Source organism: Salinimicrobium sp. TIG7-5_MAKvit, assembly GCF_049569215.1.
In the GTDB taxonomy this organism is placed as follows: Bacteria; Bacteroidota; Bacteroidia; order Flavobacteriales; family Flavobacteriaceae; genus Salinimicrobium; species Salinimicrobium profundisediminis.
In genome coordinates this window covers 3,052,081-3,066,001 of the sequence record NZ_CP145903.1, presented here as the reverse complement: position 1 = coordinate 3,066,001, position 13,921 = coordinate 3,052,081, and the positions used below count along the sequence as shown (strand labels likewise).

The 13,921-nt window shown below is 38.7% G+C and carries 9 protein-coding genes and 1 pseudogene; 4 read left to right on the top strand and 6 right to left on the bottom strand.

The genetic code is table 11. The features are described 5' to 3' along the window. Window positions 1-186: 186 nt before the first annotated feature. The 4 genes from V5739_RS13785 to V5739_RS13770 all read right to left on the bottom strand — a co-directional run bounded on the left by V5739_RS13785 (window position 187) and on the right by V5739_RS13770 (window position 7,402). A complete protein-coding gene (locus V5739_RS13785; RefSeq protein WP_423818627.1) occupies window positions 187-1,710 on the bottom strand; it encodes a RagB/SusD family nutrient uptake outer membrane protein in 1,524 nt (507 codons plus the stop codon). Window positions 1,711-1,734: 24 nt separating this feature from the next. Further along, window positions 1,735-5,139, bottom strand: a complete 3,405-nt coding sequence (locus V5739_RS13780; protein WP_423818626.1) for a TonB-dependent receptor — start codon at window positions 5,137-5,139, stop codon at window positions 1,735-1,737. Between the two features lie 191 nt (window positions 5,140-5,330). After that, window positions 5,331-6,512: a FecR family protein gene (locus V5739_RS13775; protein WP_423818625.1), complete on the bottom strand. Its 1,182-nt coding sequence runs from the start codon at window positions 6,510-6,512 to the stop codon at window positions 5,331-5,333. A gap of 338 nt (window positions 6,513-6,850) precedes the next feature. Beyond that, window positions 6,851-7,402 (bottom strand): RNA polymerase sigma-70 factor, encoded by a 552-nt coding sequence (locus V5739_RS13770; RefSeq protein ID WP_423818624.1) that lies wholly within the window; start codon window positions 7,400-7,402, stop codon window positions 6,851-6,853. 200 nt (window positions 7,403-7,602) lie between these two features. On the opposite strand from V5739_RS13770, the pseudogene V5739_RS13765 reads away from it, so the two are divergent. From V5739_RS13765 to V5739_RS13750, 4 genes and pseudogenes are all read left to right on the top strand, one after another. Further along, window positions 7,603-7,929 (top strand): annotated as a pseudogene (locus V5739_RS13765) (transposase); the annotation flags it as partial. Between the two features lie 295 nt (window positions 7,930-8,224). Continuing rightward, the gene (locus V5739_RS13760; RefSeq protein WP_423818623.1) at window positions 8,225-8,629 is read left to right on the top strand and encodes a type I restriction endonuclease subunit R, EcoR124 family; all 405 of its coding nucleotides are present in this window, start codon (window positions 8,225-8,227) and stop codon (window positions 8,627-8,629) included. 764 nt (window positions 8,630-9,393) lie between these two features. Next, the gene (locus tag V5739_RS13755) at window positions 9,394-10,476 is read left to right on the top strand and encodes an aminotransferase class V-fold PLP-dependent enzyme (protein WP_423818622.1); all 1,083 of its coding nucleotides are present in this window, start codon (window positions 9,394-9,396) and stop codon (window positions 10,474-10,476) included. After that, complete coding sequence (locus V5739_RS13750; RefSeq protein ID WP_423818621.1) at window positions 10,477-10,668, top strand: hypothetical protein; 192 nt, start codon at window positions 10,477-10,479, stop codon at window positions 10,666-10,668. Window positions 10,669-10,679: 11 nt separating this feature from the next. Here V5739_RS13750 and V5739_RS13745 read toward each other — a convergent pair whose 3' ends face one another. Together V5739_RS13745 and V5739_RS13740 are read right to left on the bottom strand one after the other, a co-directional pair. Further along, window positions 10,680-12,659 carry a cytochrome c biogenesis protein CcdA gene (locus V5739_RS13745; RefSeq protein WP_423818620.1) on the bottom strand — a complete coding sequence of 660 codons (1,980 nt, stop codon included), beginning with the start codon at window positions 12,657-12,659 and terminating at the stop codon, window positions 10,680-10,682. A gap of 110 nt (window positions 12,660-12,769) precedes the next feature. Next, complete coding sequence (locus tag V5739_RS13740) at window positions 12,770-13,903, bottom strand: hypothetical protein (RefSeq protein ID WP_423818619.1); 1,134 nt, start codon at window positions 13,901-13,903, stop codon at window positions 12,770-12,772. Window positions 13,904-13,921: the final 18 nt, after the last annotated feature.

The following is a 13,921-nucleotide window of genomic DNA, read 5'->3' as shown; positions in this document are numbered from 1 at the left end:
AAAAAGCCTCGGAGTAAGCCCGAGGCTTCAACAAAAATTGTTAACCAATTTTAATTCATCTTATGTGTAAATTGATATAATCTCAGCGACACATACAGAGATTCAAGTTATGTACCGCAACTATTTCATTAATGTTATTGGCAAAAATTGAAATCTCTCACATCGTCATTTACTTCTAAGTCTAATTTATTTATATGCCGGGTCTTGTTCCAAATTTGTATTGGAAAGATCCAATAACGGAATAGGTAATTTGTCGTGCTTCCCTTCAACATAACCTTTAAATTTTAAAGCTTCCGCAGCCATCCCGGTCCGAACCAAATCAAACCACCTATGTCCTTCGCCTGCAAGTTCCAATCTTCTTTCTTTCATGATATTCTCAAAATTAACAGGGATGGGATCATTGCCCACTCGAGCTCGTACCGCATCTAATAAAGACTGGGCTCTGCTTACGTCGCCTGCGCCAAGAACTATCGCTTCAGCTTCCATTAAGTAGGTATCTGCCAATCGAATATCATAGAAGTTTTGCGGGAAATTTACAAGCCAGTTTCCTTCAGTTCTATCAGATTCTAACCCTGCAAATTTCTTTAAAAAGTATCCGGTATCTTGATAACTTTTTTCATAGGACACTATTCCTAAATTGGCTAAACTATCAACGTTGGTAAAGGTATATTTATAACGTGGATCATATTTTCCATTCTCTATAAAAGCTTCCACCAAATTTTCGGTTGGGATATTAAATCCCCATCCCGACACAAAATCCGGGGCACCACTATTTTCTACCTTTATTTGATATCCCCTTGGTGCTGACATTACATTTAATAAATTTCCTTCGGTAGAAGTCATATTTCCCCAATCTGCATTTGAAGCGGATGAATGAGAAACCTCAAAGATAGACTCAGAGTTAAACTGATTCTCATCGAGAAATAATTCTCCAAAATTTTCCATAAGTCGATATCCATATTGACTCACCCCTCCAGGTTGGCCGTTCACTTCTTTTAATATATTTGCGGCATCCTGATATTTTTCCTGCTGAAGATAAACTTTACCTAGTAAGGCTTGTGCTGCTCCTTTTGTAGCGCGTCCTGCTTCGGTGTCTTTATTTACGGTCTCGGGTAAACCTGCAGTGGCTTCAATGAGATCTTGCTCTATTTGAGCAAAAACGGCTTCTCTGGGAGCTTGTACTACTGAAGCGATTTGAGAGGCTTGAAGAGGCTCGGTAATAAGCGGAATACTTCCAAACAATCTTATCAAATCGAAATAGTAATAAGCTCTTAAAAACTTTGTTTCGGCCTCAAACCGTTTTTTGAGATCTTCCTTCATATCCACTCCATCTAGCTTTGACATTAACATGTTAGATCGAAATATACCAGAATACCCTCTTCTCCAGAGTTCTTCCTGAGGGCCAGTCGCCGGATCTAAAGTGTAATTGGACCACACTTGTAATACCCCTACATCTTGAGCACTACCTCCGCCGGTATAAAAATCATCTGATGCAACATTAAGAGCAAATTCTTTAGCAACATAATCTCTAGAAATCCAGCCAACGGGATCATAAGCTGCAACTAACGCCCCATAAGCCTCAGCTTCATTTCGATAATAATTCGATTCTAAGCTCTGACCTTTAGGTTCTACCTCCAAAAAATCATCACTGCAAGAACTAAGGATGAGGAGCACTCCTATAGCTATATTTATAATTTTTATATTTTTCATAATAAGAAATTTTCTAAATTCATTTTAAAATTTTAATGAAGCCCCAAGCATAAAGGATCTCGCCTGAGGATAAATGCCTCGGTCTATACTTAATACTCCACCTCCAATTTCAGGGTCAAATCCAGTATAACCAGTGATTGTAACCAAATTTTCACTCATAACATAAATACGAGCCTTTTGTAATCCTACCTGTGAAATAGTAGCCTCCGGTAAACTATATCCGATTTGCAAAGTTTTTATTCTAAAATAATCTCCGTCTTGCAGGTAAAAATCGGAAGGATTACTGAAATTCTTATTTTTATCTGAATCAGACATACGCGGATAACTATTAGTAGAGCCTTCTCCAGTCCATCTAGCTAGAGCTTCTTCTTGATAATTGGCATTGGCGATATCTAATCTTCTGAGACCTTGAAAAATTTGATTCCCAGCCACTCCTTGACCAAAGATTGTTAGGTCAAAAGATTTATAATATGCGCTTATGGTTAAACCGTAGGACCAGTCTGGTGTAGGATCTCCAATAAATACACGATCTTCTTCAGATATCATTCCATCACCATTGGTATCCTGCCATTTAAAATCTCCTGGTACTGCATTAGGCTGAATTACCTTGCCTTCAGAATTTGTATAATTCTGAACTTCTTCCTCATTCTGGAAAATTCCATTAGTTTTAAATCCAAAGAAGCTGTTTACTGCCTGACCTACCGCTGTTCTGGTAATAGGATAGCTAGAAGCTTGAAAGCTTTCACCTCCATCCAAATATTCAATTCCTTCGCCTAGATTCGTGACTTCATTTTTTAAGTAAGAGGCATTAGCATTAACAGAAAAGCCAAAATTTTCATTTAAATTATTCGCATAACCTAAATTAAATTCCAAACCGTAATTTTCCATATCTCCAATATTACGTGCAGGATTCCCAATTACTCCTACAAATGCCGGAATGCGTGGATATTGTAAAATATCACTCGTCTTCTTCTTAAACCAATCAAATTCGAATGAAAATTTTTCTAAAAATCTAGATTCAAATCCAATATTTAATTGACTGGTCTCTTCCCACTTTAAATCAGGGTTCGCCGGCGCATCCGGGCTGTAACCTACATCATAACTGCTGTGTTGATCACCAAATGCATAGTTTCTACCCGAACCAATCGTTGATAGATAGGTTAGGTCACCGATATTGTCATTCCCTACTACACCATAGCTTCCTCTTACTTTCAAAAATTGAAAGGGATTGTCATACCCCCAAAAATCCTCCTTACTCACTACCCATCCCACGGATGCCGAAGGGAAATAACCATATTTATTATTTTCACCAAATCGACTGGAACCATCTCTTCTAATAATTGCGCTAAGGAGATATTTTTCTTCAAAATTATAGTTTAATCTGGCGAATAATGAAGAGACAAAATGAGGTACATTCTCGTATCCATAAGCACTTATTCTATCATTCGGAACATTAAAATTTAAAGAAGCGTCTTCAAATCTTTCGGCAGGAATACCATATTTGGTAACAGATAAACCTTCAGCTTCATTGTCTCGATACGCTCCCTGTCCTACAAGTATTGTATAAAAATGTTTATCATCTATAGCATTAGTATAAGAAACAGTGTTTTCAATATTATAATCTAACTTTTGATTTGTATTTCTAGTAAAAGACGTTTGACTTGAATTATTAGAAGTATTGAAAAAATAATGAGGTGAAAAATACTTTCCTCCCCAATATGATAGTCTAGCTCCCAAAGTAGATCGAAATTTTAATCCTTCTAATGGTTCCGCTTCTAAGAAAACATTTCCAACTATGTTATCTGAATAATCATAGTTCCCGAGCCTTGTTTGGATATAAGCTAATGGGTTAGCCATTGACTCTTCCACTATAGAACTCACTCCATAAGGATTTCCATTGGCATCCGTTATAATACTCAAATTAGGATTATTATAGGGATATCCGTTTAGAACTTCCGGATCTGTCACAATTACTGGAGTAATAGGATCAAGGTTTATAGCTGAGCTGAGTGGACCACCATATTCACTATTTGTGTTCCCAAGACCTATATTTTTCTGCCTAGAATATCCGAGATTTTCACCAAGAACTAACCATTTTGCAATGTGATGAGTCGAATTTATTCTTATATTATGCCGCTCATAATTAGAAATTTCACTAGCTACAATACCTTCTTCATCCAAAAATCCAAATGACAAATAAAAAGTTGAAATCTCGTTTCCTCCGCTTATGCTCACTTCATGATTTTGTCTTAGTGCACTATCATTAAAAATGGTTTCCTGCCAATCAGTCCCGACACCAAGAGCTTCCGGATTCTCAAATATAATTTCTTTCCCATCATTCAATCTTGCCTCATTCCGAAGCTGAGCATATTGAGAAGCATTTAAAAGATTCAGTTTGTTATCCGGCTGAGACAACCCTATGTATCCGTTGTAATTGACAGCAATTTTCCCTGCTTTTCCCGCTTTAGTAGTTATCATAATTACACCACTAGCGGCCCTAGCTCCATAAATAGCTTGAGAAGCAGCATCTTTAAGTACTTCGATGCTCTCTATATCATTTTGATTGAGATAATTTATCCCACCTTGGTCCACTACAACACCGTCTACTATCCATAGTGGGTCATTATTATTTAAGGTGGTTATTCCTCGAATTCGCACAGTAGCTCCAGATCCTGGTTGGCCGCTACCGGACGCTATCGTTACCCCAGAAGTTCGCCCCTGTAAAGCATCACTCACATTATTGACGGGCATACTTTCTAAATCTTCGGCTTTAACACTGGAAATTGCACCAGTAACTACACTTCTTTTTTGAGTGCCATATCCTACAACCACAACCTCATCGAGTTCAGCCGTTTCTGTTTCCAGAACAATATCGATTTCGCTACGTCCGTTTACCGGAATTATCTGAGACTTATACCCAATAAAACTTACTTCCAGTATAGCATCCTCTGCCACCTCTATTTTATAGTTTCCATCGAAATCACTCATAACGCCATTATTAGTGCCTTGTTCAATAATATTAGCACCAGGGATGGCCATTCCTGTTCCAGCTTCCTTAATCGTACCACTAACAGTAAGTGTTTGTTGTTCTAAAGGAATTAAAGCAGCAGCTAAAGCATTTGAAGATTCTTTCTTAGATGTGAGGAAAATTTGCTTTCCAAAAATTTTAAATTCTGTTGAAGTTTCTTTAAAAACCTTATCTAATACTTTTGGAATTTCTTCCTCCTGAACTTTTAAATTTACCTCTCGTTCCAGATCCACATCTTTAATCTTATAGACAAAACGAAAATCGCTTTGCTTCTCAATTAAGTCTAACAATCGATAAACTTTCGCTCCTTCAAGATCTAGAGTTACTGTCTTTTGAGAGTAGGAAATGCTAGCCTGCAATCCAAATAAGGATAGAAACAGGAATAAGACAGTAAGTTTCATTTTTAAATCGAATTTAAACAAGGAGTAATCCCTCGCTTCATAATGGCATAGATTTTTCATATTTTTGAAATCTAAATTGTTGGTTGATATTCATTCTTATTGGCCAAATTAATTAGCGGGGGATGCTGCAACATTCCCCGTTTATTTTCATATTTTTTTCTTTTCCACAGATGTGATTTTTAAGGTTTAAACTATACTTTAGACTTAATATCTTTTATAATTATGATGTTCTTCTGTTGAGTATACTCCAATCCATAGGTTTCTTGGAAATATTTTAGAATTTTCTCAATAGGTTCATTGCCAAAACTGGCATTGAATTTTTCCCGGCCAAGTTCAGTAGCTCTGTTCATAATAACCACATCGTAATGCCTCTCCATTTTTTTGAGCATATTTGAAAAGGTCATGTTTCTAAATACTAAGCCCCCTTTCATCCAAGCAGTATAAATTTCGGTATCGACCTCTCGAATTTCTAGTGTGTTATCACTTTGTTCCACACTGGCAAGTTGTCCCGGTTGTAATATAGATTTCTCATAATCTCCTTTGACCGACAGCTCTACAGATCCTTCCACAAGTACTACGTTTATTTCTGGATCTTCAGGATATGCCGACACATTAAATTCTGTACCTAAAACGCCTATTTCCAGTTCGTCTGCTTTTACAATGAATGCCCTGTCTTTATCTTTAGCAACACTGAAGAAAGCCTCCCCGGTTAAAATCACCTCCCTATTACCCATTTTAGAGAAATTTACAGGATATCTTAAAGATGATCCTGAATTCATCATCACCAAGGTACCGTCGGAAAGCTGCACTTCAAACCGCTTACCATATGGGATTTTCAAAGTATTGTACACCAATTCTTCCGACGCCTTCATTCCATTTTGATATATAAGTTGATTGCCTCTTTGATCCCCAATTACCTTCCCATTCTTATCAGTAAGTTGAAGTTGTCCTTCTTCTGATATCTTTTCTATTTTCCCATCTTCCCTCTCTAGAATAATTTCGTTCGCGGTAGTTATGGGTGCCTGATAAGGTTGCCATTCATTTTCAATGAATCCAAAATAAAAGGCACATCCAAGTATAAGTATTAAAATTGCTGCAACACCGTATACTACTCTCAGGTTATTCCGATTAACCCTCAGCTGTTTCACCTTTTTATTTTGAATCTTTTTCTCAATTTGTTTAAATAAATGATTCCCGTTATGAGTTTGGATAGAGCGGTATAATTCAGGATGAAGAACTTCCCATTCTTCCGGTAGAACAGTTTCTTCAGGATTCTTTAAAAAGTATTGTACCAATTCTTCGATTTCAGCTTGATTACATCGATTGCGAGAAAACTTCAGCATCAATTTCTGTATATATTCTTTTTGATTCATTTTGTGTAAAGGATTGGTATATATATTACAATTGAAAAGCCTTAGACTACCATTGAGATCTTATTTTTTTTGTTAAATTTTTTAAACTTATGTTGAAATAGACCCGGAGGCCTTTATAATCGGGGCTTCCCGGAAAAAGTTAATTTTTAAAAACAACTAAAAGATGAGGCGGGATGAGATATATTTAGTGTATAAAGACACCCAAAAAATTAAGATGGGTGATGTAAGTTTCAATTGAATTTCAATTTTTTGGCAAATTTTATTGTCAGGGAGTTAATCTGAAAAATTGAAAACTATATTCTTTTTCAAATATTTAATCCTTCTAGGAAGAAGATGGATCATTCCAAATTACTTTTAACTAAATACATAATCAAAAAAACTATGTCTCCATGAGCAACTAAGAAATTGCGTATAATTTCAAGTGCTTTGCTCATCTGATTTTTTACTGTATTTTCCGAAATGTTTAGCTCAGAAGCAATTTCATTGTAACTTTTATCTTGATTACGGGACATATTATAGATTAAACGGCATCTTGGCGGCAAAGAATTAATAGCTAGAAGACCTAACTTTTCATAATCCTCCTCAATTATAACTGTATCACAAGATTTCTCATTTCTTTGAGAATTATAAAAAACCTCTTTTACTAAATGTCTATCGTAGGCAGATTTTTTAAGAAAATTAAAACAGAAGTTTCTTGTAATTGTAAAAATAAGAGATTTTAGAGATAAATTGGGATTTAAATTTTTTCGATATTCCCAGATCTTTACAAATACATCTTGAGTAATCTCTTCGGCCTGCTCTTCCATTTTAACAAGACTTTTACTGTACATTAAAACCTCAGGATAATAAAGATCAAAAAGATCGCGGAAGACCTGTTCGTCATCTTCCATTAGACTTTGAATTACATTCTTGTTCGTATTTAAATTTATCTTATCCAATTACAGCAAATTATAAGAATTCTGTAAAGTTATGGAACTTTAGTGAAGTACCCCCTTTGGAAAGACAGTATAACTGATAAAATTAGGCGTTTTGATCTCCTCCCATTTTTCTACTTACACCGTTTTTAAGATAGTGCCGTTATAACTGATAGTTTTCCAACTTTGAAAACGCAATCCAAAGCTGTAGCTACACCGGGTTACTCCTACACTACACTAAGCTAATCAAGAAGCAGCGTGAGGGGTTGAAACCGAATAACCAAAATAGGCAATACAAAACTCAGACACCTTTTGTTTATGTGTAGTTTTTCAGCTAATAAACTCAACAAAGCCTGCAGGGAGATCTATGAACGAATTTTAGCAAAAGGAAAAAGTAAAAATTAGCTTTAATCACTGTATGTAATAAGCTACTGAAACAGGCATTTGCTATCGCTAAATCAAGTCTGCCTTATGAGGAAAATTTTGTTTCGAAATTAGCATAGAGAATTTGTTTTTTTATCCAGCTCTTTGTTATTATATGTTGTTCCTATTAGTTTTTGTCTGCTCTCATGACCGGATTGAATTTGAATTCAAAAGCTTTTTAAATCGGAGCTAAGAGTATTGTCTTCAGAGGTCAAAAGCTTTTTATACAAAAAATCACCATCCACACTTTTTAAGGTGTCAATTTGTACTATTACGGAGCCGTTTCTTTCTATGCTATCCATTTTAATTACATAAGATTTATCGTTAGAATTATGAATATCTCGTGACACCATTTTACCCCATGAAGGCGGAGCTATGCAAAGTATTGAATTGCTTGGTAACCGAACCATACAGGATTATCGCTCTACCTATAATGACATTCGCGATTGGTTAAGGAGAGAGAAAAGCGGTAAGGAAGCAAAAAAACTAACTATTGACTGGGATGATGTCGTTTTTGAAATACACCTGATTAAATCACAAGAAATAGACCTTGATTATATTCTCGAATTAATTTTTAAGCACAACAAGAAGACCAAAGACAAAGCCTTCTTGATAGAAGAAATTCGGAGAGTAATCCGTGCCAGCATAGGAAACAGGGCTAAGGAAAGGTTAGTAGTTAATTTTATCAATAAGGCTGAACTTAACTCTATTAAGGAGAAAACGAGTATTATAGATTCTTTCTTTACGTATGCTCAAGGCAAAATGAAAGGCCATAACTGATACAGGCCATTGCAAGGGTGAACAGGGTTTTTCAAGACAAAACCCAACGGACTCGTAGTCGATTTTATAGGCATCTCCGGCTTTCAGGCCGAAGTTACCAAAAAATATACCGCCGGAGGCGGGGAAGGAAAACCCACTTTAGACCTTGAAGCCGCGGTAAAGGTTTGCCTGGAGCAGTTGGAGAAAATGAAGTATCTAATTGGGGATTTTGATGCTGAAACCATTAATGCGATGCCCTTAATGGGCAGGATGAAATGGTCAAACTCTAAAGTGAATAGTCTTTTAAATCTGATCCTGTAACTGATGCTTTTTTGCTCGAAGAACGAAAGCTAGCAGAATTGGTGGCAATGACCAGTTCAGATCGAAGGATCTGGGAGATACAAGAAGAGGTGGCGATCATTCAAAAGATTAGATAACTTATAAGAAAGATCAAATTCCCTCCTGATCCGAGCAGGGAAAAGAACAAAAAGATACGAACCCAGTCGAAGAACAAAATGTTTTTGAAGTTTTCACTCTCCTTTTTAGATTTACCATTTCTGATGTTTTTATTTAATCCAAGATTATAAAAAATTACAACCTCAAGCTAAATTCCGAGCGAAATTGGGATGGGGTTACTGACCACCTGGAATTATATTTTAATAAATTTCTGGAAGGAGTTGTAGGGAATGACCACCATTTCGAGACAATTTATGGAAAAAAGGAGATGCTTTACGCAGACTGGATGGCCAGCGGGCCGACTTTATGCCCCTATTGAACAGATTATCATGCAGAAAGTAGGCCCCACAATGGCCATTTCAAGTCAGTCGGGAAAGCTCACCACGTATGCCTATAAACATGCCAGGAGCATAATACGTTCCCATGTAGGTGCCAGCGAAGAAGACATTTTGGTGACTACCGGTACAGGCATGACTGCAGCTTTATCAAAACTTATTCGACTGATGGGGCTGGACCAGCAGGATGAAAAACCGGTAGTATTTATTACACACATGGAACACCATTCAAACCAGGTCCCCTGGTACGCGCTTGGAGCCGAGGTGGTCATTGTTCCTCCCGGAGAGGATTTAAAAGTATGGCCGGAACTTCTTGATAGTGAACTTCAAAAATATTCCGACAGGAAGGTTAAAATTGGCTCCTTTACCGCCTGTTCCAATGTCACAGGAGAGATCACCCCCTATTATGAGCTTGCCGCCATCATGCATCGTGCAGGAGGTTTTTGTTTTATCGATTTTGCCGCCTCTGCCCCTTATGTGGATATAGACATGCATCCAGCCGAAGAAGAATGCAAACTGGATGCCATCTTTTTTTCTCCGCATAAATTCCTCGGCGGTCCCGGTTCCTGCGGAATCCTGGTCTTCAATAAAAAACTGTATAATAAATCCTGTCCTGACAACCCTGGAGGAGGAAACGTGAAGTGGACAACTCCCAGAGGTGATTACTCATATTTTAAAGATATAGAGACGAAAGAAGACGGAGGCACTCCTGGAATCCTTCAGGTTATAAAGTCCTCTCTTGCCATAAAGCTGAAGGAAAGAATGGGAACCAACAATATAAAAGCTCGGGAGCGAGAACTGCTCAACCTGTTCTACAAAAGCATGACTGCGCTTCCGCAGGTAAAGATCTTGGGGGATCCAGAAGCTCGGAAGATCGGCTGTGTTGCTTTTAATTTTTCAGGAGTACATTACAACCTGGTGGTACGGCTGCTGAATGACCGTTTTGGAATTCAGGTAAGAGGCGGCTGGTCCTGTTCCAGTACCTTCAGCCATTATCTTTTCAATGTGGACGAATATTCTTCTAATTCAATCATTCAGGATATAAGGTCCAATGATTTTACCCATAAACCGGGATGAGTGCGCCTATCCCTTCACCCAATTCTTCAGGATAAGGAACTGGAAAGAATTTGTGAAGCCATTGAAATAATTGTAGAACATGTGCATATCTGGAGGAGAGACTATAAATATAATCCTGAAACAAATGAATTTGATCCTCAGATTCCCGAGGAAGATTTGCAGGCAAAGGTGGCGGAGTATTTTAGTTTATAAATATCCAATTATTATTCCTGGCTCCCCAGCCCCTCTTCCAACCACAGTCGGTAGGTCTCTATATTGGGTTCATAAGCACTGGGCTCATTAAGCTGGTTTCCTTCAGAATCTAATAGTACGTAATAAGGTTGCGCATTCGCCTGGTAGTGCCGGATCTGAAAATCACTCCATTTGTTTCCGATAGATTTTATTTCCCGCCCTGTAGTTTCCGAGACATACTGCTCATTTTCCGGAAGTTCTCTCTTGTCATCCACATAAAGGGAGATCAACACCACCTCATTCTTCAGAATCTCCAGCACCTCGGGCTCAGACCAGACCCGTTCTTCCATTTTACGGCAGTTCACACAGGCATGTCCTGTAAAATCCAACAACACTGGTTTACCGACTTTCTGGGCGTAAGCCAATCCGGTTTTATAATCCAGGAAGGAGACAATGTTATGCGGGCCAAATTTGGCGCCTTCTGGAAGACCCGTTTCCAATACCCCTTCAGCTCCTGTAATCGCAACTCCAAAACCATTGGGAGACTCGCTATAATTCATAGGTGGAGGAAAACCGCTGATAAGCTTTAACGGCGCCCCCCACAATCCGGGTATGAGGTAGATAGTAAAGGTAATTACCAGAAGACCCAGGCTCAAACGAGAAACTGAAATGGCATTTGAGGGTGCATCATGAGATAATTTAATTCTACCGAATAGGTATAGACCCAAAGCACCAAAAATGGCGATCCAAATTGCCAGAAAGACCTCTCGCTTCAATAGATGCAATTGGAGCACAAGATCAGCATTGGAAAGAAATTTGAAAGCCAGGGCTAGTTCCAGAAAACCTAAAAAAACTTTTACAGTGTTGAGCCATCCCCCCGACTTAGGAAGGCTGTTCATCCATCCAGGAAAAGCGGCAAAAATAGCAAAAGGCAAGGCTATTGCCAGGGCGAAACCTGCCATACCAACCACTGGAGCCAAGCCTCCTTTGGAAGCAGCTTCTACAAGCAGAGTTCCAACAATGGGGCCCGTACAGGAAAAAGAAACAATAGCCAGGGCTAGGGCCATAAAAAAAATACCGATATATCCCCCTTTATCAGCTTTAGAGTCAATTTTATTTCCCCAGGAAGCTGGCAGCACCAATTCAAAGGCCCCTAGAAAGGATAACGCAAAAACGACGAGCAGCAAAAAGAAAATAAAATTGAACCAGGGATTGGTAGAGAGCGCGTTCAGGGAATCAGCTCCAAACAGGACCGTCACAAGAGTCCCTAAAAGGACATAGATAACAATGATCGAAATACCGTAGATTACCGCATTGCTAATGCCCTTAACCCGTGACTTACTTTGCTTCGTGAAGTAACTCACTGTTAGAGGGAGCATCGGGAAAACACATGGGGTGAGTAAGGCGGCAAAGCCTGAAAAAAAGGCGATAACAAAAATGCTGAAAAAATCTCTATCTCTCGTTTGGATCTTTTCTACGGAGCCCGAAGTGACGGTCTCTTTACCTGCATGCTCTTCACTGTCATCGGTAGATATTGCAGCAGGTAGAATCGCAGCCTCACCCCCAGGACCAACAATGATGAATTCCAAAGGCAACGTTATGGGCGGCAGACACCTTTCGGCGTCGCATACCATGAATTCGACTTTTGCTTTAATACGTAAAGGAAGTGCTCCAGAAACTTTGACACGCTGAATAAACACCGCTTTGCTTTCAAAATAGGTGATTTCCAATTTGAAAACTGGATCCATTTCAGTAACTCCCTCACTTTCCTGAATTCCTTCCAGAAGTTCAAAAACAGGGGATTCTTTAAAGGTAAATTGTGTAGGAATAGGTCCATCCTCGGGAACCTTCTGAGAATACAGGTGCCAGCCTTCCTCAATTATGGCTTCGGTTATGAGGCTGTATTCCTGTTTCCCAACTTTCTCAACAGAAGTGGTCCATTGTACAGGATCATAAATCTGGCCCTGAGAAGAAAGGCTTACAAGAAAAATTATGAATAGTAGTCGTTTCATTACATTCAATGATAAAATGATATCGCCTCTACTTCGAAAGGCGATATATCCAGCATTGGCTAATTCCTGAGAAGGATGCTGTTAATTAATAAATTATGTTGGTAACAGAGTTAAAATTGAATGGGTCCCATATTACGTGCAATAATTACGTAGTCCACATATTGGGTAAGAGGCTCGAGTTCTCCTTTCAGCGGCACCACAGTTATGTCTGCGACGGCTTTAGAGTCAAGTACCTGAAAATATTCCTTCCATGGGATTTTATCTCTCACTTCATAAAGAGTGATCTCCTTGGTGTAATTTTCCCCCCATTGTTGTGAATTTTCATGCAGGATAAGCCCGGTAAGGGTCGTAAAGTCTGTTTCCTTTTTTAAGTAGGATGCCAGCCTCAGATCATCATCATAGATGGCATCCAGATAGGTATGGTCCCTACCTACCAGCATAAGAAATTCCTGCTCTCCTGATTTTTTTACAAAATCAGTTACATTTGCTGTGATATGAAGCTCCCGTTCATCGTTAAAGCCCAAGGCCTTATTCTGCACCATTCTTTCTACCACTGTCTTATCTTCTGGTTTAAGCAATTTTTCCAAAGCGGTCGTATGTCTTTTAAGCAGTTCCTTTGTAGCGGTGACGAATTCCATGTCGAGCTCCGTAGGATAGCCAACTGTATAGGTATTATAAAACTCTTGGCTTTTGATAACATTCAGTAGCGAATCAATTTCCGTTGGTTTGCCCTCATAAGGACTCAGAATGCTGTATAGGGCATAAGCGAAGGTTCGGGCCCTGTCAAAATCCACTCCTACAATTTCCAGTGGCTCTTCCAGTGTTTCATTAAACTCATAGATCTCTTTCCAGGCACGCATCCAGTCTTTGTAATAACCTGCATAAATGGTGTATTTCAGGTGCCGCTCTTCTCCTGTGGCAAGATATTTTGAATAGAAATAGGCTTCAGCGGGACCGAATTCTATAAAAAGAGTTTTGACGCCATTCTCTTTGTAATGATATTCGATCAGGGGCGGATAAATTCCGGAAGCTACAGAAGAGGAATGATTCTCTCCTACCAGCAACAGACTCTTCTTAGACTCCTCAAAGAAGTCTTTGAAATACTCTCTGTTCACAACCTCCACCGGTACCTCTATCGCAGTTGAATCTTGTTGTTTTATCTCCTCTCCTATACCTGGATCATTTTGGGCATAGCCCATATTTGCGACCAGAAACAGGATCAGGAATGCATTTAATTCCTTCATTTGATGTAAGTTTTTTTT

Excerpts from the sequence above, each read along its gene's own strand:
- V5739_RS13785 (WP_423818627.1), bottom strand. The coding sequence starts at position 1,710 with ATGAAAAATATAAAAATTATAAATATAGCTATAGGAGTGCTCCTCATC.
- V5739_RS13780 (WP_423818626.1), bottom strand. The coding sequence starts at position 5,139 with ATGAAACTTACTGTCTTATTCCTGTTTCTATCCTTATTTGGATTGCAG.
- V5739_RS13775 (WP_423818625.1), bottom strand. The coding sequence starts at position 6,512 with ATGAATCAAAAAGAATATATACAGAAATTGATGCTGAAGTTTTCTCGC.
- V5739_RS13770 (WP_423818624.1), bottom strand. The coding sequence starts at position 7,402 with ATGGAAGATGACGAACAGGTCTTCCGCGATCTTTTTGATCTTTATTAT.
- V5739_RS13760 (WP_423818623.1), top strand. The coding sequence starts at position 8,225 with ATGCAAAGTATTGAATTGCTTGGTAACCGAACCATACAGGATTATCGC.
- V5739_RS13755 (WP_423818622.1), top strand. The coding sequence starts at position 9,394 with ATGCAGAAAGTAGGCCCCACAATGGCCATTTCAAGTCAGTCGGGAAAG.
- V5739_RS13745 (WP_423818620.1), bottom strand. The coding sequence starts at position 12,659 with ATGAAACGACTACTATTCATAATTTTTCTTGTAAGCCTTTCTTCTCAG.
- V5739_RS13740 (WP_423818619.1), bottom strand. The coding sequence starts at position 13,903 with ATGAAGGAATTAAATGCATTCCTGATCCTGTTTCTGGTCGCAAATATG.